The organism is Prevotella sp. S7 MS 2, assembly GCF_000762865.1.
GTDB lineage: Bacteria > Bacteroidota > Bacteroidia > Bacteroidales > Bacteroidaceae > Prevotella.
In genome coordinates this window covers 72,210-95,775 of record NZ_JRPT01000003.1, presented here as the reverse complement: position 1 = coordinate 95,775, position 23,566 = coordinate 72,210, and the positions used below count along the sequence as shown (strand labels likewise).

Below are 23,566 nucleotides of genomic sequence, written 5' to 3'. Positions count from 1 at the left end.
TCGCTGAGAAGAAGTATCTATGAATACGGCAACTTCCGAATTTATCCGTCTACATGCCACTGAAGATGTGCGACAGTTGGCTTTTCAAGCCGCTCGCTACCCTGATGTAGACATGAGGTTGGCTCTCGACCAAATAGCAGGTCGACAGGCTGCCTACACGAAGTTGCCCACATGGGCTGCCACCGACGGCTTACTCTATCCTCCACACCTCTCCATGGAGCAATGCAGTTCGGAACAAACGGCACACTATAAAGCACGTTTGGCCGAACGTCTCTGCCCACATGCCGGCTCATTGGTCGACCTTACAGGCGGTTTTGGGGTCGACTTTTCTTTCATGGCACGTTCATTTACATCGTGCACCTATGTAGAGCAGCAGACTCATCTCTACGAAATTGCCCATCATAATTTTAATCTTCTAGGGCTAACACAGGCTCATATCATCTGCGGAAATGGCATTGAGCACCTTGAATCAATGCCTGCTGCCGACATCATCTTTATTGATCCGGCACGTCGAGATGCCCAAGGAGCGAAGACAGTAGCCATATCCGACTGTACACCCGACGTACTTCGACTGGTTTCGCAACTCAAACAGAAATCTCTTTATACACTCATCAAACTCTCTCCCATGCTCGATTGGCACCAAGCCGTGGTCGATATGGGCCGACAAGGCATGCCTGTTTGCGAAGTACATATCGTTTCGGTAAAGAACGAATGTAAAGAGTTGCTCCTCGTAGCCGAGGGTGAAAAGGCCGCACACAGTCCGCTCCGCGTCTTCTGTGTGAATGATAATGAAATGTTCTCTTACGACGATGAGGCCGAAGGAAACTATCCACAACGTATTCTGAATGGCGATATCACGCCCGGCAAATATCTCTATGAGCCACACGCTGCAGCCATGAAAGCCGGTTGTTATGGTTTGCTCACCAAGCAATGGGATGTGACTGCCGTCGCTTCCAACTCCCATTTATTTGTTTCCACCGATTTACAAGCCGATTTCCCCGGTCGCCGATTCCGCATCACAGCCGTCACTTCGATGAACAAGAAGAGCCTGAAAACAGCCTTGTCGAGCATCCATCAGGCTAATATAGCTACTCGCAACTTCCCTCTTTCAGCCCCTGAACTACGCAAACGACTACGACTGAAAGACGGTGGAGACGTCTATTTGTTTGCCACAACCGACACTTTGGGCAATCATCTTATCCTCATCACGAGTCCCTGTTAAGCAAATACAATCATAACTATCAAATAACATGAAACAGTTAAAGACTATCATTCTATTATCAATGGTGCTTCTGACCATCGCATTACAACCGGCAGAAGCTCGTAAAGTACAGAAAACACGCCTTACCATCGCCTCATTCAACCTGCGCATGGACACCAAAGACGACGGTATCAACCAATGGAGCAATCGCAAAGAACTCGTCAAAAGCCTTATCCGATTCCATGATTTCGACATCGTGGGAACGCAAGAAGGCTTCAAACACATGCTCGACGGCGTGGCAGAATTGCCTGAATACGCCTGGATAGGAGAGGGACGCGACGGTGGAGACGATGGAGAACACTCGGCCATCTTCTACAAACGCGTCAAATACGAACTGTTGAAACATGGTGACTTCTGGTACTCAGAGACACCAAATCAAGTAGGCTTGGGATGGGATGCGAAGTGTTGCAACCGCATTTGTTCGTGGGGTAAGTTCCGCGATAAGCTCACCGGAAAAGTATTCTTTGTCTTCAACTCGCACTACGATCACGAAGGAGAGGTGGCACGTCGCGAATCTTCCAAGCTTTTACTTAAGAAAATACGCGAGATAGCAGGCACTGATGCCACCGTATTTGCCACCGGTGACTTCAACGCAGTGCCTACCGACGAACCTATTCAGACCCTTTTGGGCGACGGATTGCTGGCCGATAGCTACCGCATTACGCAACAGGCACCCTACGGAACAACCTGTACCTACCACGGATATAAAGTTCCCAAGCCCGGAAACGATTATCGTATAGACTACGTTTTCGTCACCAAGGATATTCGTATCTTGCAATACGGCAGCTTAAACGAATTGCCTTACGGCCGTTTCCCATCCGACCACTTCCCCATTATGGTCAAAGCTGAGATGTAATAAAACCTATCCTCTCCCTCTTCCTAGGAGAGGGAGAGGATGGAAGTTAGCAGAAGTAAGTGGAATAAAAACTTCTAGAAAGTTTGAAGTTAACAGACATTTGTCCATTAACTCCCGTTATCTCCCTTATAACTTCTAATTACTCCTGCTATAACTCCTTTCCCCCTTTTATCTCCCCATAACTCCTTTAAACGACATGCAATACCAAATAGAAACTGCCACAGGGCAAGATACAGAGACCATCGTACAATTCCAATTGGACATGGCACGCGAAAGTGAAGATAATAAATTGGATTATGCCACCGTACGCGAGGGCGTAAAAGCTGCCATCGAGGATGATTCCAAGGCTACATATTTATTGGCCAAAGCCCCAGAGACAGGCGACGTATTAGGCTGTCTAATGCTCACTACTGAGTGGTCTGACTGGTGTAACGCACCCTATTATTGGATTCAATCGGTATATGTACGCCCTACAGCACGTCGAAAGGGAGTCTTTAGGGAATTGTTCGAATTTGCAAAGATAGTCGCTCAGAGCGAAAATGCGGCTGCTCTACGCTTGTATGTCGACAAGAACAACAACGTTGCCCAGCGTGTGTATCAATCTTTGGGCATGCACGATAGCCATTATCTGATGTACGAGCTATAAGATTCGTCAACTTTATAGCGGCGATTATACATCGTTTCCCGTTGTTGATTTACTAATAATGTACGCCTTTTCACGAGGGAGACGAAAGACTTTCCATCCTACAACTCAAGAACTTAAAAACTCAACTCGTCTACTTGTCAACTTAAAACCATCTCCCTCTCCTTGGGGGAGAGTTGGGGTGGGGCTTCTGCAGCGCCTTCTCAGCATCGCTGCCTAGCCCTTTCAAGAATGCTGAAAAGCCCAAACAATAATGCTGTCTAGCCTCTGCAGTAACCTCAAAACTCCAAACTGAGTTCCTCATTTCCTAATAAATTATACGATTTTCGATGATAAGGAGTGATGCCATATTGCTTAATGGCCTCACGATGCTTGCGTGTGGGATAGCCCATATTGTGTTGCCAATCGTACATGGGATACTCCTTGGCAATGGATTCCATATAATCATCGCGAAAGGTTTTGGCCAAAATACTGGCCGCAGCAATGGCTTGGAACTTACCATCGCCCTTGACTATCGTAGTATAAGGCACATCGTGATAGGGGCGGAAACGGTTTCCATCGACAATAATCGCTTCCGGTCGTACCTGCAACTGGTCGAGTGCACGATGCATAGCCAAGAAACTTGCATTGAGAATATTAATATGGTCTATCTCTTCAGGGGTGACAATGCCCACGGCCCATGCCTCTGCGTCGCGTATAATCAGTTCGCGCAGCTGATTACGTTTGGCATGTGAGAGTTGCTTACTATCATTGAGCGCAGGATTATCATAATCAAGTGGCAGGATGACGGCGGCGGCATAAACGCTTCCGGCAAGGCATCCACGACCGGCTTCGTCGCACCCGGCTTCTATTAAATTGGTATAATAATGTGGGGAAAGCATAGAGGAGTGGAGAGTTAAGAGTGAGAAGTAAGGAGTTAGAAATATTGGATATTAACTTTATTAAACCTTATTCGATATATAGTGAAATAACACTTCCACCAATTGTCCTAACTTTGCACCTACTAAAGAAAGGAATGAAAGATGGAAAAAAATATCACTCTGCCCGTACAAACAAACATGTGGAAGGACGTAACCGATAAGTTGCTTATGCCTATTGACTGGTTGCGTAACTATTATGGCAGCGTTCTGGGCAAGGAAATCACGATAAGACAGACTGCACTGTTGCTAAATGTACAAGCAGCTTTTGCCATGAGTGCACTGCCGGTAGATGGTCCTTCGCTCATGAGACTGGCTTGCTGCGGATGGTTTATCTACGCATTGAAGTGCTGCAAAGATGAACTTTAGAACATCTTTGCAACACGCTTGATACCATCGACAAACACATCTACCTCCTCCTTTGTATTGTAAAGGGCAAAGCTGGCACGCACCGTACCGAGAATACCAAGACGATTCATGAGCGGTTCGGCACAATGATGACCGGTACGAACAGCTATGCCGAGGCGATCGAGTAGGGTACCCATATCCATAGGATGAATGTTGCCGACAAGGAAACTGATGACGGCATCCTTATTGGTAGCCGTTCCGAAGATGTGCATACCGTCTATTTCCTGCATACGTTGGGTCGCATAGCGCGTAAGTTCCTGCTCATGTGCCCAGATATTATCCATTCCTATCTCGGTCATAAAGTTGATGGCTGTGGCCAAACCATGTGTTGCAATATAGTCCGGTGTACCGGCTTCAAACTTCAACGGTGGGCGCTCGAAAGTGGTTTCTTCAAACGATACGGTGGCAATCATCTCGCCACCACCCTGATAAGGAGGCATCTTCTCCAACCATTCTTCTTTGCCATAGAGCACACCGATGCCTGTAGGACCATACATTTTATGCCCGCTGAAGGCAAAGAAATCACAATCCAACTGTTGAACATCAACGGCAAAATGGGGGGCACTCTGCGCTCCATCTATCATTACCGGCACATCATGAGCGTGAGCAATGCGTATTATCTCTTCTACGGGATTCACCGTGCCAAGCACATTACTTACATGTGCAACGCTCACTAGGCGTGTGTGAGCGTTGAAAAGCCCCTGATAGGCCTCCATATCAAGTTCATCGGCATCGTTCATCGGGATGACACGCAACTTGATACCGTATCGACGAGCCTGCAACTGCCAAGGAACGATATTGGAATGGTGCTCCATCGTGGAGATAATCACTTCGTCGCCGGCCTTCATAAAGCCCTCACAGAACGACGAAGCAACAAGGTTTAAACTTTCCGTAGTACCACGCGTGAAAACGATTTCCGCGGTACTGCGGGCATTGATAAACTTGCAAACGGTCTCGCGAGCAGCCTCATGAAGCTCCGTAGCCTGCTGCGACATCCAGTGAACACCACGATGTACATTGGCATTCACGTTGAGATATTCCTCGCGCATGGCGTCCAATACACACAAAGGTTTCTGTGTGGTGGCCGCATTATCTAGATAAATAAGTGGTTTACCATAGACTTCGCGAGAGAGAATAGGAAATTGATTGCGATTCATAATTACTTGCAACTACAGCCCTCACACTGTTTTAACTCACCCCTAAAGCGCATTTCGACCAAATGACGGAGTCGGTCGCGAAGCGGTTCGAGTGAGATTTGGTCGATAACTTGTCCGATGAAAGCTATCTGAAGCAACATCTTAGCCTCTTTCATCCCGATTCCACGCTGACACATATAGAAGAGTGCAGCATCGTTGAGCTGTCCTACGGTGCTGCCATGCGCACATTTTACGTCGTCGGCATAGATTTCCAACATCGGTTGGGTGTACATGCGAGCCTCACGAGTAGCGCATAAATTCTGGTTGGTCATTTGAGAAGAAGTCTTCTGAGCGCCCTCACGAACCAATACCAATCCGGCAAATGCGCCTACAGCATGGTCGTTGAGCACATACTTATACAGCTCATTACTTGTACAATGAGGTACCTGATGGTCAATTACCGTATTGTTATCAACGCGTTGTTCCTTGTCGGCTATCACGCAACCGTTGCAAAAACACTCCGCCCCTTCGCCTTTGAGAGTAAGGTCGAGACGGTTGCGCGTATACCCATTATGCAATGTAATAACATCGTGGTTGACTCGACTATTGGCTTGTTGCTCTATATATACGTTGCTGACGCGTGTATTTTTAAGATGAGTCTCTTCCAGACAATACATCTCCAAGCTTGCATTCTCGCCTACATAAGCCTCTATGACCTGTGTAGCAAGGAAGTTTCGGTCGTCGGCACTGTCGTCACAAAAGAGCAACCTAGCCTCGGCACCTTCTTCCAAGACAACAAGTACACGGCGATTAACCATCAAATCGACATCCGAACGGAGGATGTTGACCACTTGAATGGTGCGGTCTACCTTCACATTTTTGGGAATATAAACCACCAATCCATCTTGTGCCAACATCGTATTCAAGGCCGTAATGGCATCTTGACCTGTCTTGGCCAGCTTGGCATAATACTTCTGTATCAATTCAGGATGTTGTGTGGCAACGGCTTTCAAAGAATCTATCATGACACCATCGGGCAATTGTCGAGGGGGTAATGACTTTGTATAAAAACTGTCGTTGACCACAAAATAGAGTTGCGTACTCAAGTTTGGAACACCACACTTGAATGCTTGATAGGGATTAACCGGTATATCCAGTCGGTTCAGATTGAGTCCGTAATCGGGCTCAAACAACTTGCTGATATCCGTATATTTATATCTTTCAACCTTCGTAGACGGGAATCCTTGATGCTTAAAGTCTTCGAAAGCCTCATCGCGGACGGTATTCATCACGTCGGCGGAGTGCTCGAAGATAGTCCGGCGTTCCTGTGTGTAAAGGTCTATATATTGCTTTTCTGCCTGCATAATATATCTCCTTTGCGTTTATTCCACCTCGGCCTTAATCCAATCGTACCCCTTGGCTTCTATTTCCTTAGCCAGTTCGGGACCAGCGGTCTTCACGATACGACCATTCCAAAGCACGTGGATGACATCAGGACGAATAATGTCGAGCAGTCGGTCGTAGTGGGTGATAACGATGGTACTGGTCTCCGGTGTCTTCAACTTATTCACACCTTCGGCCACAATACGCAAGGCATCAACATCAAGACCGGAATCAGTTTCATCAAGGATAGAGAGTTTCGGTTCCAACATGGCCATTTGGAAAATCTCATTACGCTTCTTCTCACCACCCGAAAAACCTTCATTCACACTGCGATGAGCCAATTTGGAGTCTAATTCCACGATAGCTCGCTTCTCACGCATGAGCTTCATGAACTCAGAAACGTTCATAGGTTCGAAACCTTGGTACTCACGTTTGGCATTGATAGCTGCACGCATGAAGTTGGTCATCGACACACCGGGAATCTCAACGGGATATTGGAACGACAGAAAAAGTCCCTCGCGAGCACGGTCTTCGGGTGTCATAGCCAATAAATCTTTATTGTTGAAGAGGGCCACACCGTCGGTTACCTCGTACAAAGGGTTACCGGTAAGCACAGCGCTCAACGTAGATTTACCCGAACCATTAGGTCCCATAATGGCATGAACCTCACCGTCGTTCACCGTCAGGTTGATACCTTTCAATATTTCTTTGCCAGCAATCGTGGCATGTAAGTTCTTTACTTGTAACATAAAACCTCCAAGTTAGGAGTGAGAAGTTAGGAGTGAGGAGTTAGGAAGCACCATAGACTCCGCTCAAAACATTCCCTACCCATATTATTTTATATTTTATTTAATGATTCTTTCGTTGTCTTTGTTATAGATATGAGCAACTTTCTCAATTCAGTACACTCTTTCATCAGAATTTCATATTGTGAGTTAGTAATATAATTTGTTTTTAAAAGCAAGTCCAACCAGTAGAGAGTTTCGTTACACTCTTTGAGTGATATGGTACATTTCAATTAAAAGTCTTTTCTGCTCATGCCATATTGAGCCTCCGAGAGATTAGCACCAATACTCGTTCCACTACGAGCTATTTGTTTAGAGATAACGTATTCTCCTTGCTCTCATTGCAGATATTGAGCCAACTTTATAACTCTCACAGCAAAGCCAAGCACTTTATCATACATAAACTGTCCAAAATTCTCCATGGAACATAGTATATTTTTCTTTTGAACTAGTTGCTTTAAAACTTCTCACTACTCACTCATAACGCCTCACTATATTACCCAACAGTTCCTTCAAGGGACACGGAAAGTAGCTTCTGTGCTTCTACCGCGAACTCCATGGGGAGCTTGTTAAGCACTTCCTTTGCATAACCGTTCACGATAAGCCCCACAGCCTGCTCTGTAGGGATACCTCGTTGGTTACAGTAGAACAGTTGGTCTTCGCTGATTTTCGAGGTAGTAGCCTCATGTTCTACAATAGCCGAATCGTTATGAATATCCATGTAAGGGAACGTGTGGGCTCCACATTGGCTGCCAAGAAGCAGACTATCGCACGAACTATAGTTGCGAGCGTTGTCGGCATTAGGTGTGGCGCGCACCAATCCACGATAAGAATTCTGGCTATGACCAGCCGAAATTCCTTTCGAGATAATGGTACTCTTGGTATTCTTTCCCATGTGTATCATCTTGGTTCCGGTGTCTGCCTCCTGATAATTATTGGTTACAGCCACACTATAGAACTCTGCCACAGAGTTATCCCCGCGCAAAATACAAGATGGATATTTCCATGTGATGGCGCTACCGGTCTCTACCTGCGTCCACGAAAGTTTTGAGTTCACACCACGAAGATCTCCACGTTTGGTTACAAGATTAAGTACTCCACCCTTTCCATTCTCATCACCGGGATACCAGTTCTGCACCGTTGAGTATTTCACTTCGGCATTGTCCAACACAATAATTTCTACAATGGCAGCATGCAACTGGTTTTCATCGCGCATCGGAGCGGTACATCCTTCGAGATAGCTTACATAAGAGTCATCTTCGGCAATAATCAATGTACGTTCAAACTGTCCGGTATTGCGTGCATTGATACGGAAATAGCTACTCAATTCCATTGGACACCGCACCCCTTTCGGGATGAATACGAATGATCCATCGCTGAAAACAGCACTATTTAAAGCCGCGAAGAAATTGTCGCGATAGGGAACTACACTTCCCAAATACTGCTTTACCAAGTCGGGATGATTCTTCACTGCGTCTCCGATAGAGCAAAAGATGATACCTTTCTCGGCTAGTTTCTCCTTGAATGTAGTCTTTACCGACACAGAATCCATGATTGCATCCACGGCCGTACCGCTCAATGCCAATCGCTCTTCGAGTGGAATACCCAGCTTATCGAATGTCTTTGCCATCTCCGGATCAATCTCCGTATTCTTTGGCTTCTTCGCCAAAGGGTCGGCATAGTAAGATATTGCTTGATAATCAATGGGTGGAATATGAACATGAGCCCATGAAGGTTGCTTCATTGTTTCCCAAAAACGAAAGGCTTTCAAGCGAAAATCGAGCAACCATTCGGGCTCTCCCTTCTTTTGGGAAATCAGTCTCACGACGTCTTCGTTAAGACCTATGTCTATAATATCGGTATGAACGTCTGTTGTAAAGCCGAACTCATATTTCTGTTCGGCCACTTTCTTGACGTAGGCGTTCTTTTCCTGTTCGTTTACTTGATTCTCCATACATTATAAATATATAAAAGGACGTATCTCCTGTGCACGTCCTTCCCCTATAGTGTGAGGGACATACACGGGGAATACGCCCCTTTGTTATATGCGGCAAAAGTGATGCCACACACGGTGGCAATCACATTTGTTACTATACTAAAGTTTTTGTTCTACTTCAATCTGAGTGAATGTCTCAATAACATCACCTTCTTGAATATCGTTGAAGTTCACCAAAGAGATACCACATTCCATGCCCATAGGTACTTCCTTCACATCGTCTTTGTAACGTTTCAGGGCATTGATGTCGGCCGTACGGATGACAATACCATCGCGAACCAATCGTGCTTTGTCTTTAGCGTGTACCTTACCCTCGGTAACAAGACCTCCGGCAATGGTTCCAACCTTCGATATCTTGAATACCTGACGTACTTCTACCTGACCGGTAACGATTTCCTTGACTACCTTGTCGAGCATACCGACCATGGCATCCTTCACATCATCAATAGCATCATAGATGACTGAGTAGGTATTGATTTCCACACCGTCGTTGTCGGCCAATTTCTTGGCTGCTACAGAAGGACGAACTTGGAATCCGACGATGATTGCATCACTGGCATCAGCCAACGTTACGTCGTTCTCGGAAATCTGTCCTACAGCCTTGTGGACAACGTTCACTTTCACCTTCTCGGTACTCAACTTCAAGAAAGAGTCGCTCAATGCCTCAATAGAACCATCGGTATCACCCTTCACAATGATGTTCAATTCGTGGAATTCACCACGTGCTATACGGTGAGAAATATCTCCCAAGGTGAGACGCTTCTGCGTTCTCAAACCCTGTTCACGCTGCAATTGCTCACGCTTATTGGCTATATCGCGTACCTCTTGTTCTGTTTCCAACACGTGGAAAGCATCACCAGCGGTCGGCGCACCGTTCAAACCAAGGATGATAGCAGGCTCTGCGGGGCGTGCTTCTTCGATACGTTGGTTACGCTCATTGAACATGGCTTTGATACGTCCCCAGCTTGTTCCGGCCAAGATATTGTCGCCTATGCGCAACGTACCATTGCTAACAAGCACTGTAGATACGTAACCGCGGCCTTTATCAAGCGAAGATTCAATGATAGAACCGGTAGCACGGCGATGAGGATTGGCCTTCAAATCAAGCATATCTGCCTCTAAGAGCACCTTCTCCAAGAGTTCATCAACACCGACTCCCTTCTTGGCACTAATCTCTTGACATTGATATTTACCACCCCATTCTTCAACAAGCAGGTTCATATTAGCCAAGTCTTCACGTATCTTATCCGGATTTGCTCCCGGTTTATCTATCTTGTTGATAGCGAATACCATTGGAACACCAGCAGCTTGAGCATGTGCGATAGCCTCTTTTGTAGTAGGCATCACAGAGTCGTCGGCCGCAATGATGATAATAGCAATATCGGTTACCTGAGCACCACGGGCACGCATGGCGGTGAAGGCTTCGTGTCCCGGCGTATCGAGGAACGTCACCTTACGACCACTCTCCAGCTGAACACTGTATGCACCGATGTGCTGTGTGATACCACCGGCCTCACCCGCAATAACATTCGTATTACGGATGTGGTCGAGCAATGAGGTCTTACCGTGGTCTACGTGCCCCATGACGGTTACAATCGGGGCACGTGGTTCCAAGTCGTTCTCGTCATCAATCTCCTCACTTACGGCTTCTTGCACCTCAGCGCTTACGTATTCTGTCTTATAACCAAACTCCTCTGCCACCATATTGATGGTCTCTGCATCGAGTCGTTGGTTGATAGAAACCATGATACCTACCCCCATAAGCGTACCAATGATTTGGTTCACGCCGACATCCATCATCGTAGCCAACTCGCTAACGGTCACGAATTCTGTCAGTTTCAGTATCTTGCTTTCTTTCTTTTCTGCATTAGCCTCTCTTGCCAACTTCTCCTGAACAGCATCACGCTTCTCCTTACGGTACTTAGCGCCTTTCTTATTCTGATTCTGTTTGTTGGTCAATCGAGCCAAAGTCTCCTTTACCTGACGTGCAACATCTTCTTCGTTTACTTCTAGCGGCTTCTGATTGCGCTTATTGTTACGATTCTTTTTGTTGCCACCGTTGCCGGAATTATTATTGTTATTGTTGCGGTTGTTATTGTTTCCACCACGATTTCCACCTTGCTGATTAACGGCCGCGTTGATGTCTACGCGCTCTTTATTGATGCGTACACGCTTCTTGCGCTCACCGTTTCCGGCATGTCCATTCTTCTCCTCGCGCTCTTTACGCTTCTCGTCTTTCGTCTTCTTCTTCGGACGAGTACTCTGATTGATGGTTGAGAGGTCTATCTTACCAAGCACATTCACCTTTGGAGTGTTGAGCATACTGTTCTCACTCTTTGTGGTAAAAATACCATTTTCGTCGATAGTTCCACCCTGTGTCTTGATTGTTTCGGGCTTTTCTTCCGTAACAGGAGCTGTTGTCTCAGCAACAACATCTTTCTTTGGTTCTACAGGACCTGAAGTTTCTACCTTCTTTTCAGCCGGTTTCTCTACCTTCTCATCCTTTACTATCGGCTTCACCTCCACCTTAACCGATTCCGATTTTGGAGCCTCAACAGGCTTCTCCGATGTCGAGCTGACGGCAGCAGCTTTCACCTCTGGATTTTTTTTCACTTCAGGAGCAACAGACTCCTTCTGTACAGGCTTCTTCTTACCAATGCTATCAAGGTCTATCTTACCCACCTGCTTGAATTGCTGCTGGCGGTTGGTCGACTCCAATAAGCTTTCGGCACGATGATCCTGCACTTCAGGGCGCTTCTTGGTCTTAGGTTTTTTCTGTAAGAGTTTCTCTGCCTGATTACGTACTTCCGCATCTTGCTTGAAGCCTTCTACGAGCGCTTGATACTGCTCTTCGGTCAACTTAAAGCTAGGTTCGGCTTTTACTTCTCCCAGTTCAGTTCTCTTTTCTAGGAATTCAACTGCCGTTTGAAGTCCTATGTTTAATTCGCGTAACGCTTTATTTAATCTGATACTCATTCTGTGTTTTTTAATCTTTTTATCTGTTTAGCTTTCGAATTCAGCACGTAGTATTCTCAAAACGTTCTCTACGGTTTCTTCTTCGAGGTCGGCTTTCTCTACCAACATCTCGCGAGGAGCGTTCAATACTGCCTTTGCTGTATCCAGACCAATACTCTTAATAGCATCAATGACCCACTGATCTATTTCGTCAGAGAATTCATCCAAGTAGATATCTTCGTCGGCTTCACCCTCAGGTACCTCACGGAATACATCGATGGTGAACTCTGTCAACATAGATGCCAACTTAATATTCAAACCACTACGACCGATAGCCAAGCTCACTTCCTCCGGTTGCAAATAAACCTCGGCCTTATGTTCTTCTTCGTTGATGTTGATACTGCTTACTTTAGCAGGGCTCAATGCACGCTGAATAAAGAGTTTGATATTGGATGTGTAATTGATAACATCGATATTCTCATTGCACAATTCACGTACAATACCATGTACACGACTTCCTCTTACCCCCACACATGCACCTACAGGGTCGATACGATCATCGTAGCTTTCTACGGCAACCTTCGCACGTTCGCCCGGCATACGAGCTATCTTACGAATCGAAATCAATCCTTCGGCAATCTCAGGAACCTCAGTTTCGAGCAATCTCTCCAAGAACATCGGACTTGTACGCGAAAGGATAATCTTCGGATTGTTGTTCTCATTATCCACACGAGCAATGACAGCTCTTACCGTCTCGCCCTTACGATAGACGTCAGAAGGTATCTGCTCGCTCTTTGGCAATATCAATTCGTTGTTCTCATCGTCTACAATGAGCACTTCGCGCTTCCAAACTTGGTACACCTCGCCTGAGATAATCTGCCCCACGCGATCCTTATATTTATTATAAAGAGAGTCGTGTTCCAGTTCCAGAATCTTTGAAGCCAATGTCTGGCGCAAGTTCAAGATGGCACGGCGACCAAACTTAGCAAAGTTCACACGCTCCGAAACGTCTTCGCCCACCTCATAGTCGGGTTCAATCTTGACGGCATCTTTGAGTGCAATTTGCTTATTTTCATCCTCTACCTCTCCATCTGCCACAACCACACGGTTTCGATAGATTTCGAAGTCGCCCTTATCCGGATTCACGATAACGTCGAAGTTCTCGTCGCTACCGAAGATTTTGGCCAGCACATTGCGGAAACTTTCCTCTAGCACGCTCACCAGTGTCGTGCGATCGATATTCTTCGTGTCTTTAAACTCACGAAAGGTATCGATCATGCTCACCTGCTCTTCTTCATTTTTCTTTGCTGCCATAGCTTGTCTGTCGTTTAAAGAGCCGCTGTTCGAGATTCAAACCTACGTCTATCTCGCCTGCGGCTTATTTGAAACTTATTAAGTATTTAGTATATTTCACTTGATCCATTTGGTAAGTATGGTCCACTTCTTGCAGTTGCGGGCGCTTCTTACCTTCCACCTTCACCTTTTCTTCTACGGTCACGGTGAAGTCATTACCTTCAACACTCTTCAACACACCCTTGACCTTACGGCCGTCGGTATCTAGCACTTCCACTTCTTTGCCGATGAAGTTGATGTATTGTTGAGGCACTTTAAAAGGTTGTCCCAGTCCTGCTGAGCCCACCTCTAGTTCATAGTCCTGCTCATCGCGGCTGAGTCTGTCTTCTATATATTTACTCAACTCCACACAATCTTCAATCCACACACCGTCTGCGTGGTCGATTTCTACTACGATTCTGTCGTCCTGACTGATTTCAATGTCTACAAGGAAATACTCTTTTCCCTCCAGCCATTCGTCTACCAATGATTTTACGACGCTTTTGTCTATCATACACTATGTTATGTGATTATAACAAAAATGAGGAACTCGCGTGGAGCTCCTCATTCCTCTGAACGTTTGCAAAGTTACAACATTTTTCCACAGATTCCAAATTTTCCGCCACCTTTCTTTATTTGACTCATAATTGTATCACATTCATACGCCAAAGAGCCGTCAGCATTAGCTATATGTGTGATAGTAGTATAGGAGATTTATCATTAAATAAGGCTCTGTATCCAATTCCATTCAAGAGAGAAAACATCCTCATTACCTTTCCTCTTGTTACCAAGCAAATTTGTTCCACAACAAAATATATGATTCACAACAATTTTTCTTTTTCAAAGAATGTCTTTAATTCATATACGAATCCCATTTTATCAAAGGCTTTCAATTTGACTGGATACTTTAAATTAGATACAGTTTCCATGATAGCGGCAATAAGCATCTTCAATCCTCTTATTTTATCGCTATGAATAAACTTTTTACGGCAAACTCGTCAATGCCAATGCTTTCTACACCCTTAAGAGAGGGAGGGTTATAATGGCACTGCAAGTAAACGGAGTGTATCTCTTTAATCACATCCCACGATATACCGAGATGGTTGGCAACGTCCTTTAGCGTCATTGCTCGAAAAAGGTCCACGACATACTTTGCAAAACGATGGGTATAGGTTCGGCTGCCAGTAGCAAAGGGGGATTTTCTCCTGTCTGTCATAATCGCAACCCTTGTGCTTGCATTTATAACGTTGAACCTTCATGCGAATGACAACTCGCCGACCTCCAATGGAAAGTGCAAGGAAGTCTCGATAACGATATCCATTTTTAACCAAATGGCAATTGCCGCACTTGGGACATTTGGTTTGTGGCTTTTTAGAGTGGGTGTACAGGAAAATTGTATTACTTTTGTATTCCTCTCTACTACATTCAAGGTTATAAAGCCCCCAAGCATGATATAGAAAACTACTGTTCATCTTGTACATTTTGTTTTGCAACTCAAATATACATAAAAACGGTAGTTTTCTTCTTTTCTATTGACTTATTTGCAATGTATCACTCCAAATGTCGGATGAGCCAAAAGTAATATGATTATGATGGTTGCTATCTTCAATAGGCTTACAGTTTATACAAATGCAAAACATCAATAATTCAAATACCAAATAGTAATACTTCATCATCTATTGTTTAGTGTCCATCACAAATTATTATTTTTATTATTATTTTTATTGGCTTATTCACTTTACAATCAGGACAACCGAAGTATCTACAGCTTATAAAATTAATCAAGCATAGCTTTCACGCCGTTCTCTTCAATCTCTTGTGGACGTTGGAAAGAGTTTAAAGAAACAATTTACGAAAGTAAAGTCCCTTTAAAGGATATTCTTTCATCTTACGTTTAGTTTCTACTCCTACTAGTAGCACAGGCGACTTACGATTAAAAGAACCATAACGATAATAGCTTCTAGCTATAAAATCTTTGGGCAAAGGCGGATTCCGATCTTTTGACACATAAAGAGGCGGACAGATAATTTCATCATAACTCCCACAACAATCCCGATGATTGACAAACTCTATATGACCTCTTACTTCATCTAAATAAACTACCTCTCCAACCTCCAAGACATAATATCCCTTTGACCTTACCAATTCTGTAAAGCGTAGATTCTGATAGTTGTTTTCAATACAGAATTTGCGAAATTGCTCTGAGACAATATCATAATGATCATATGTCGTAACATACGTTCCTTTCTTTTTTACCTTATAATAAGGATCAGGAACGTCTTTTATCCTATTCTTACAAATAGGACAAATATCCGGACGAATATCTATTGAATCATACATATAGTCATCTTCATCACCTCCGATTAAATTATATGCTACCACGGTGTCCATCGTAAATTATTATTTTTATAAAAATCATATCTTATATCCCAATATTTAAAAGGATGGGAATCATAAAAATTCTTGATAGTATTAAATCTTATTGGCTTCGAAAAATTATTTCGCAGAGTCAACCAACAAGTGCAAAATTATAAAACATATTTGAAGAATTCACACTTTGGAGTAGAAAAGTTTAATTTTTTTACCGGACAGCAATACTTTTTTATTAATCTTACTAATTGACATGAGGCTTTATCATAAACGGCTACTGCAAGAGTTGTTAAGATTACGGAAAGACAAAGTTTCAAAACATAATAGTCGTCATACCCTATATGTACAAGCCCTCTTGTAACAACATATATACACAACTGATGGGTAAGAAAAATCTCTAAAGTATGATTGCCCATGTACTGTAAAAAAGGGGTTCGTAACAGTTTTCCGAGAGGTGTGTCAAAGTGTTGCTGGCTGCTAAAGTACAGAATAAGGAGAATATGAGGAACCCAGAACACAGAAGAAAGTTTGTAGGTTAGCGGACAATATGGATAGACAAGATAGAGTAGCACATATAATGTAATGAGAGCAAACTCCACCATTGTACCCTGCCAAGCCCTCAAAGAAAAGGCTGAATAAATAGAATAGATGCGCCATATAATGATACCCAATCCGAAATCGAATGCTCTGGAAATGGGATGGATATAGATAAGTCCTATTGCGTACGTCTTGGGAATCAGGAAAGCTACAAATAGATAAACTGCCAATATTAACAAAAGCCAAATAGGTTTTGCAACTGAAATGAATTTGAACATGAAAGCAAAAATAATATATAAAAAAGTTATAGTAGATAAGAACCAAGCTACACTGTTACCATAAAAGAAAAAATCGGGTATAGGTATCCAGCTTTGCAGTAGTAACAAATTACAGATTATTTTGCAGAATGCCCGTTTGCCCAAACCATAGATAACAAGAGCACCTACAAGAGTTAATAGATGCAGCAGGTAATAATTGCGCAGGCGTTTGGTAATAAATTCCCTTGGGGAGAAGCACGCACTTGACAGTTCTTTACTATATCTTAATGACAACACGAATCCACTTAAAATAAAGAAAAAAGCTACACCACAATCTCCCCCAAAGTCAAAGTGATGAGAACCTATTCCTATGTGAGACATAAAGATTAATGTGATAAAAACAAATCGAAGGGATTGTAGGGTTGATATTCTTTGAATAGAATTCATAGGCAGTATATCATTATTTTGTTGTAAATTTACATAAAAATCGCGATATATAAGCCAGTGGAAATAAAAAACGGCTTTTGAGCCAGTCTCGCCCTTCTCATACCGCGTTTCGTCGTCTCATCCTCACACCATTGGCACACAACAAGAAACACATGATATTTTGACATGACATAAAAACAAGCGAGGGATAGACTCGTAGCCACCCCTCGCTGATAGTATCGCCGTTCGGACGGCGTATCGTTGTATCAAAACACCACTTTCTTGCCATTCACGATATACACGCCTTTGCCTATCTTGCTCACGCGACGCCCCTGCAAATCGAACACCTCTGGTGTTTTCTTGTATGCGTTCACATGGTCGATACCCGTGGGGCTTGATTTCTTTTTTCCCTTGAATACATAGTGTATTTCTGAGTCTTCCTCAAAAAACAAGAAAAAACTAAGTGTCAAATTGCCTTCTTTATCCACCCAACTCTCTTCCTTGTAAATACTGCCCGAGAGCCATACCGTGTGCTGTTTGTCCTTGGTAGCCACCTTGTCATAAAGATTGTCGTTTGCCTCTACATTCCATTTGTTTTTATTAAGCCACAGGTAGCAATTTTTGAAAGGAATTGACGCGAACTCATATTGGCCGACTGTAACGTCTTTTAAGGTTAAAACCGTAAGCGAACGCTCACCCTTGCTTATCTCTATGATCATACGTTTATTGCCACTTGGAGTCTTGGTCGTGCCGTCGAACAACTCCATGGTGGCCTCACCCTCATAAGTGCCCCAAACATCTGGCACAACCTCAGGCTTGGCTTCTTGGGCCATCATCATATTCACCTGCGCACATAGCACAATCAATAACATGGGAATTTTGTGAAAGATTCTCATCATTGTTTTTTTCTTTTAATTTTTAATTAATTATTTAATGAAGTGACCACAACAATTCACATATCACATTGCGAGCCGTTTGCGACCACAAAAAAAATGCGGCGCAAAGGTATGAAAATAGTGGTAAAAAATCGTGACTCCACTTGCAAAAAAATCATAAATATGCCATTTATAACCAAATCGTTTATGGCTTAGAAAGGAGGGGTACAGTTTCCATCACCTTCGTTAGAGCAATGGAAATGATACTATTTTATATTTACAATGTGTGACAACGCATATTATTTTCTACAGCAATAATGATAAATGCAGTTGACTGCAGGGGCTTGGCAATCTTCCTGCAAAGGCTGAACAGCAATGCTGAATGGGCGGGGCAGCAATGCTGAGAGGGCGCTGCAGAAGCCCCACCCTGCCCCTCCCCAAAGGGGGAGGGGAATAGTTTAAGTTGGTAAGTAGACTAGTTAATTTTTTAAGTTGATGAGTTCTTGAGTGAGTTTGTAAGTTTTTTGAGTTTATTAGTTCTTAAGTTGTGGAACGAAAAAGGTTCATCTCTTTCTCCCTCTCCTTTTAAAGAACCATCGGGCATCAACCAACTATTCGCTGTCAGCACAGCCGGTACGACAGCAAACGAGGGAGATAATGGTTGAAGTGCGACTTTACATGCGTCATTTCTTTTCCGGCGCAAGAGGCAGAAGAATCCAAAAAAACTGTGTATCTTTGTGTTTGGAGGGAGAAATATGCTCCTTATAGAGAAGAAAATGGCTGACGAAGAGTACTATATACATAAGTTGGAACGACGCGATATACGTCCTACGGCCATCCGATTGCTCATTCTAAAAGAGATGAGTCGTGGCGACGAGGCGGTATCTATGCCCGATTTGGAACGTTGGTTACCCACGGTCGACAAATCGACAATTTCTCGTACCCTCTCACTTTTCTTGCTTCATCGGCTCGTTCATGCCATTGACGACGGATCGGGCATGTTGAAATATGCCGTCTGCGACGACTCATGCGACTGCTCTGTAGACGACGAACACACGCATTTCTATTGTGAATGCTGCCATCGTACATTCTGTCTCAAGCACATATCCGTACCTGTTGTGCCATTGCCCAACGGGTTTTCGCTCAACAACATCAACTATGTATTGAAGGGTGTTTGTCCCGATTGTGCAGCAAAGAAATGAGTTTATAAGTTTTTGAGTTGGTGAGTTTGTAAGTCTTTGAGTCATTTTGCCCATAAATAGCAATCTGTACTACTCACCAAATCTTTTGTCAACTCGTCAACTTGTTCACTTGTCAACTTGTTCACTTGTCAACTAAAAAACTTATAAACAGAAAAACTCAAGAACTAAATAACTCAAAGACTCACCAACTCATTTAATACTGTGAAATATTATTCAACTCTTTCAATTTGCGCTCTTGTGCCGACGTAGTGAGGGCTTGTACCATATACGCGTCTGAGGAACGAAGTCTCTGCTCTGCATATAGCCCAGAAGTGAACGATAGAACTGGCGACCTTCAATGGTTTGAGAGATAGAATCAAGGTCGGCCATACACACCAACAACTTGCCTTTACCCACACAGAATTCAAATACAAGGCCGAGTTTATGGTTACGTTCGATGTTGTCTATCACCTGAATAAGGGGGCGATAGGTTTTCGACAGATGATCGAGGATGAGTGGGCGAGAGGCTTTGACGATGGGAAACCACTGCCACGACGTGCAACTATCGGTGGGGAACTCGCGAAAGAGGGCATGGCGGGGATTCATGAGCAGGCCGAGCGTGCCGGGACTCGTGCTCTTCTTATTGTTCTCACAGATGGTTTTGAACATGCGGTAGTTCCAATAGTCGGTCTGAAAGAGTCCGCCTACCGTATTACCCGCAACCAAAGCCGAGTCGGGCATAAGCAATACACGCGCCCCACGTTGTAGCTTCCTACCTATCTCATCGGTCATTTGGTGGGCAATAAGAATGCCTCGCTTGAGCTTGTCGAGCGACTTCTCGCTACCGGGATACACCCACATGGGATAGCTGTTGGCGTATTCCGTGCCCTCTATCTGTAGGTTTACGCGCATTTGGGTAGGTCGCAGGATGTCGCAGATACCGTCTTCTATCGGGTCGAGCCGGAAAAGGCCAAGGCTGTCTTTGGCTATAGTCTGTCTGCCTTCGCTGTGAATACGGCCATCGGGCCATAACAATTCCCATCTCAAAGTCTTTCCACGTAGCGATTGTCCACCGTAATTGGCAATAGCAATACCGGCACTCCATGTACAATCGGCACCTGTATGAGGCCGTTCCTCGGTGCTGTAAACATACGAATCCCACTCTAGCATCGGCACGACAGGCGCACAGAAACCACGCCACTCTTTCTCCATTATAAATCCTTTATTGTCCATGAAAGCATCGAGAAGCCCCACGTAGGCACTTCCCTGTCCCGGATAATCTTGCAAATCGAGTAACTGGAATCCCGCCATGTTACGCGTTCGCAAGTCCATCTCGATGTCGGCCTTGTACAACTGCGCCGCCCACAGTCCCGAAGCACGATGGAAGTCGTGTGCCTGAGCAGCCATTCCGGCATCGACAAGTCGCTTACGGAATACCTCCATGCTATATGGATAGAGCACACCGGTGTATTTTTGAATCTCAGCATAGTTGGGATAAGACTGGAACTGCCCCGTCTCGTGACTGATAATCGGCACGGTGGCAACGTCGCAAGCCTCATCGAAGTTCGTCACAGTATTGGGATAACAGTGATTAAGCATCCCTCCATCGAACGCATCGGCAAAAGAGAACGAGCCACGCGTGTGGGTATTGAACTGCCCCCAAGTCTCTCCGCCCATGCGACAGGTGGTGAAATAGTCCATACCGGGCTTGATACCTTGATATCCTAGATAGTAGTTGGAGCCGAAAGTATAAAGTTTGGTGGAGTCGATACGACGGAATTCCTCTACGAAAGCGTGCATCATGTCGATACTTCCCCATAATTCGTTGCCCAAAGCCATCATCACAAACGACGGATGATGGGCGTATTGCTGGACGATATTCAAGCCTTCGGTCATCAGAAACGACATAAGCGTGGAATCCTTGGCATTGAAATCGCCCCAAAACGGCAACTCCGGTTGCAAGTAGATACCTTGCTCATCGGCCGCAGCAAAGGCTGCTTCGGGAGGACACCACGAGTGGAAGCGCACATGGTTGATACCATACGACTTGAGGGTTTGGAGGTATTTGTTCCACGTACCAATGTCCATGGGCACATGACCGGTCAACGGCCACACGCAAGCATCGTGCTTTCCGCGTAGAAAAGTCTTCTTGCCATTGATATAAAAATGGTGCTTATCGGCAGTAAATTCGCGCAAACCAAAGGGTATTATGGTCTCCACACCATTCAGATTGAACGTTATGTCGTAGAGGTCGGGGGTAAATTCGCTCCACAAGCGGGCATCGGTGCCGAGGTCGAGACTCACTTCTACGTAACCGCCTTCGCATTTTTCCACATTGAAAACATCTCGTGTGACGATCTTTCCGTTCCATGTACGTGGCGTAGCCGAGATAGAAAGATGCGAATTTCGGGGATGCCGACCGTCGGTATAGACCTTGACGGTGACCGTACGGTGCTCAACGTGCGGTATCAACCGATAACCGGTGATGATGGCCGAGGCTTCTCGCTCTATATAGAAACGGCCGATGACTCCGTTCCAATTGGTCTGCGTGTCTTCGGTATAGGCGTGACTGCTGGCATAAATCTGCTCCGGAACGCCACTTGCATTGTCGATACATAGGATTATGGTGTGCCGACCGGATGTCAGACCGCCCGAAATAAAATATTGTTGCGGTACGGATATGTCTTCCTTTGCCCATACTCGCTTTCCATCTATGTAGAGGGTAGAGGGCTTGGTACGCTCCATAAAAAGGCAAAGACTGCTTCCTCGCCACGATTTCGGAATCTCAATAGTACGGCGATACCATGCTTTGCCTTTGAAATGATGTAGTCGGGTGAGGTGAGTCGTCTCTGTCTTCGATGCCGGCAGCAAACCTTTACCGGCGGTATCGGTGGTTCCCGGCAACATGATATAATCGTCGAACTGTAGTGGGATTCCTTTCGTTCCCTCCCGGTCAAGATACAACTCCCACCGGCCGGAGAGGTCGATACGGTCTTGGGCCGCCATCGTTGTAATGCCTAAAAACAGAAGTAGAATAGATAAGTAGCTTTTCATGGGAAATCAATTTATTGTTTAATAGTAGATGTTATCAATAAAGAGGCCGAGGCAAAAGCCACGCCTACGAGGCAAACACCCAGCCAACCGGCAGCCATCCAACCCTGTCCGGCACAGAAAGTGCCCAAACTGCCGCCGATAAAATAAGTAGTCATGAAGATGGTATTAACACGATTGCTGGCTTCGGGTAGCTCTTGTATGCAACTGCTTTGGTTGCTGAGTTGCTGACATTGCACTCCAATATCGACCAAGATGATGCCGACGATGAGTCCGACATAACTCTCTCGGAACACATAAACCACCATCCAAGCCACAATTTGAAGCACGGCGCCAACAGCACTAAACTTGCGTACACCATATTTGGGTACCCATTTGCCCATGCCCGAAGCCGCCACGGCACCGGCAATACCGCAGAGTCCGAGGACTCCCACCATGTCGCTGCTGTCGTAGAAAGGTGCTCCGGCAATATGAAAGGCTAAGCACGACCAAATGGCAAGCATGCTACCGAACCCGAAAGCAGCCCGAATGCTGTTGAGACGGATGCGAGGATGGGTACGGACAATGGTCCATACAGAACGCATCAGACTTATATAATTACCTGTAAAATTGGCTCTCATGCGTGGCATGAGTCGCAAGGTTGTCGCACAACATAGCATCATTACACAAGTGGCAATGACGTAAACGGCACGCCAACCCAACCAGTCGCCAATGAAACCGGCCAGCACACGTGCCGACAAAATACCTGTCAAGAGACCCGACAACACGTAGCCCATGTTGCGAGCTTTATTCTCCGGTCGCGAATACTGACCGGCTATGGGAATAAAAAGTTGTGGAACAACAGAACAAAGACCAAGAAACAACGATGCCATCCAAATGATATGGAGGTCTGTGGCAATCGCTGTGAGAGCTGCCATGAGTGCAGCGCCCGTCATACAAACAATGATAATACGGCGCCGACTATAGAGGTCGGCAGCCGGAATAACAAATAAGAGACCTAGAGCATAGCCCACTTGCGTGATGACCGTGATGAGATTGGCCCCGACTTCGGTGGTATGAAGATCGTGACGAATCATCTCCAGCAGCGGTTGACTGTAGTAAAGATTGGCTACAGTGAACCCTGCCAAGACGGCCATGAGTATCATCATGACGCGTGGAATACCTTTATTCTCTTCGAGTATAATCAATGAAGACTTA

20 protein-coding genes and 1 pseudogene are annotated in these 23,566 nt (G+C 45.0%); 5 read left to right on the top strand and 16 right to left on the bottom strand.

What is annotated here, in order from left to right:
* Window positions 1-19 precede the first annotated feature (19 nt).
* The 3 genes from HMPREF0671_RS01490 (at window position 20) to HMPREF0671_RS01480 (ending at window position 2,763) form a co-directional block, all read left to right on the top strand.
* On the top strand, window positions 20-1,222 hold the full coding sequence (locus HMPREF0671_RS01490) for a class I SAM-dependent methyltransferase (RefSeq protein ID WP_036896254.1): 1,203 nt from the start codon (window positions 20-22) through the stop codon (window positions 1,220-1,222).
* Window positions 1,223-1,250: 28 nt separating this feature from the next.
* Complete coding sequence (locus HMPREF0671_RS01485) at window positions 1,251-2,117, top strand: endonuclease/exonuclease/phosphatase family protein (protein WP_036896253.1); 867 nt, start codon at window positions 1,251-1,253, stop codon at window positions 2,115-2,117.
* A 196-nt stretch (window positions 2,118-2,313) separates the two neighbouring features.
* Window positions 2,314-2,763 carry an N-acetyltransferase gene (locus HMPREF0671_RS01480; RefSeq protein WP_036896252.1) on the top strand — a complete coding sequence of 150 codons (450 nt, stop codon included), beginning with the start codon at window positions 2,314-2,316 and terminating at the stop codon, window positions 2,761-2,763.
* A 275-nt stretch (window positions 2,764-3,038) separates the two neighbouring features.
* Here the strand turns inward: HMPREF0671_RS01480 and HMPREF0671_RS01475 are convergent, their stop codons facing one another.
* A complete protein-coding gene (locus tag HMPREF0671_RS01475) occupies window positions 3,039-3,641 on the bottom strand; it encodes a ribonuclease HII (RefSeq protein ID WP_036896251.1) in 603 nt (200 codons plus the stop codon).
* A gap of 141 nt (window positions 3,642-3,782) precedes the next feature.
* Here HMPREF0671_RS01475 and HMPREF0671_RS01470 point away from each other — a divergent pair, with 141 nt between their 5' ends.
* Window positions 3,783-4,046 carry a hypothetical protein gene (locus HMPREF0671_RS01470; RefSeq protein WP_052052742.1) on the top strand — a complete coding sequence of 88 codons (264 nt, stop codon included), beginning with the start codon at window positions 3,783-3,785 and terminating at the stop codon, window positions 4,044-4,046.
* On the opposite strand, the gene HMPREF0671_RS01465 is transcribed toward HMPREF0671_RS01470, so the two are convergent.
* From HMPREF0671_RS01465 to HMPREF0671_RS01420, 13 genes and pseudogenes are all read right to left on the bottom strand, one after another.
* Entirely contained in the window at window positions 4,043-5,242 is a 1,200-nt protein-coding gene (locus tag HMPREF0671_RS01465) for an aminotransferase class V-fold PLP-dependent enzyme (protein ID WP_036896250.1), read from the bottom strand. The two genes, HMPREF0671_RS01470 and HMPREF0671_RS01465, sit on opposite strands and share 4 nt — an antisense overlap.
* 2 nt (window positions 5,243-5,244) lie before the next feature.
* Complete coding sequence (sufD, locus tag HMPREF0671_RS01460) at window positions 5,245-6,585, bottom strand: Fe-S cluster assembly protein SufD (RefSeq protein WP_036896249.1); 1,341 nt, start codon at window positions 6,583-6,585, stop codon at window positions 5,245-5,247.
* Between the two features lie 18 nt (window positions 6,586-6,603).
* Window positions 6,604-7,353, bottom strand: coding sequence for a Fe-S cluster assembly ATPase SufC (gene sufC, locus HMPREF0671_RS01455; protein ID WP_036896248.1), 750 nt, complete (start codon window positions 7,351-7,353; stop codon window positions 6,604-6,606).
* Between the two features lie 89 nt (window positions 7,354-7,442).
* Window positions 7,443-7,709, bottom strand: a pseudogene (locus tag HMPREF0671_RS11860) (four helix bundle protein).
* A gap of 176 nt (window positions 7,710-7,885) precedes the next feature.
* Window positions 7,886-9,343, bottom strand: a complete 1,458-nt coding sequence (gene sufB, locus HMPREF0671_RS01450) for a Fe-S cluster assembly protein SufB (RefSeq protein ID WP_036896247.1) — start codon at window positions 9,341-9,343, stop codon at window positions 7,886-7,888.
* 141 nt (window positions 9,344-9,484) lie between these two features.
* The gene (infB, locus tag HMPREF0671_RS01445) at window positions 9,485-12,361 is read right to left on the bottom strand and encodes a translation initiation factor IF-2 (protein ID WP_036896246.1); all 2,877 of its coding nucleotides are present in this window, start codon (window positions 12,359-12,361) and stop codon (window positions 9,485-9,487) included.
* A gap of 27 nt (window positions 12,362-12,388) precedes the next feature.
* The gene (nusA, locus tag HMPREF0671_RS01440) at window positions 12,389-13,654 is read right to left on the bottom strand and encodes a transcription termination factor NusA (RefSeq protein WP_036896245.1); all 1,266 of its coding nucleotides are present in this window, start codon (window positions 13,652-13,654) and stop codon (window positions 12,389-12,391) included.
* 64 nt (window positions 13,655-13,718) lie between these two features.
* Window positions 13,719-14,186, bottom strand: coding sequence for a ribosome assembly cofactor RimP (rimP, locus tag HMPREF0671_RS01435; RefSeq protein ID WP_036896244.1), 468 nt, complete (start codon window positions 14,184-14,186; stop codon window positions 13,719-13,721).
* Window positions 14,187-14,630: 444 nt separating this feature from the next.
* Window positions 14,631-14,816, bottom strand: a complete 186-nt coding sequence (locus HMPREF0671_RS12445) for a hypothetical protein (RefSeq protein WP_232223153.1) — start codon at window positions 14,814-14,816, stop codon at window positions 14,631-14,633.
* Entirely contained in the window at window positions 14,746-15,144 is a 399-nt protein-coding gene (locus HMPREF0671_RS12440) for a transposase family protein (protein ID WP_232223152.1), read from the bottom strand. Before HMPREF0671_RS12440 ends, HMPREF0671_RS12445 begins: the two co-directional genes overlap by 71 nt.
* A gap of 364 nt (window positions 15,145-15,508) precedes the next feature.
* The gene (locus tag HMPREF0671_RS01430) at window positions 15,509-16,063 is read right to left on the bottom strand and encodes a hypothetical protein (protein WP_036896243.1); all 555 of its coding nucleotides are present in this window, start codon (window positions 16,061-16,063) and stop codon (window positions 15,509-15,511) included.
* 137 nt (window positions 16,064-16,200) lie between these two features.
* A complete protein-coding gene (locus HMPREF0671_RS01425; protein WP_084589698.1) occupies window positions 16,201-17,283 on the bottom strand; it encodes an acyltransferase in 1,083 nt (360 codons plus the stop codon).
* A gap of 245 nt (window positions 17,284-17,528) precedes the next feature.
* Window positions 17,529-18,161 (bottom strand): hypothetical protein, encoded by a 633-nt coding sequence (locus tag HMPREF0671_RS01420; RefSeq protein WP_036896241.1) that lies wholly within the window; start codon window positions 18,159-18,161, stop codon window positions 17,529-17,531.
* A 752-nt stretch (window positions 18,162-18,913) separates the two neighbouring features.
* On the opposite strand from HMPREF0671_RS01420, the gene HMPREF0671_RS01415 reads away from it, so the two are divergent.
* The gene (locus tag HMPREF0671_RS01415; protein ID WP_036896285.1) at window positions 18,914-19,339 is read left to right on the top strand and encodes a Fur family transcriptional regulator; all 426 of its coding nucleotides are present in this window, start codon (window positions 18,914-18,916) and stop codon (window positions 19,337-19,339) included.
* Between the two features lie 222 nt (window positions 19,340-19,561).
* Here the strand turns inward: HMPREF0671_RS01415 and HMPREF0671_RS01410 are convergent, their stop codons facing one another.
* Both HMPREF0671_RS01410 and HMPREF0671_RS01405 read right to left on the bottom strand, forming a co-directional pair.
* Complete coding sequence (locus HMPREF0671_RS01410) at window positions 19,562-22,372, bottom strand: glycoside hydrolase family 2 TIM barrel-domain containing protein (protein WP_231725609.1); 2,811 nt, start codon at window positions 22,370-22,372, stop codon at window positions 19,562-19,564.
* Window positions 22,373-22,383: 11 nt separating this feature from the next.
* Window positions 22,384-23,556, bottom strand: a complete 1,173-nt coding sequence (locus HMPREF0671_RS01405) for an MFS transporter (protein ID WP_036896240.1) — start codon at window positions 23,554-23,556, stop codon at window positions 22,384-22,386.
* Window positions 23,557-23,566 lie beyond the last annotated feature (10 nt).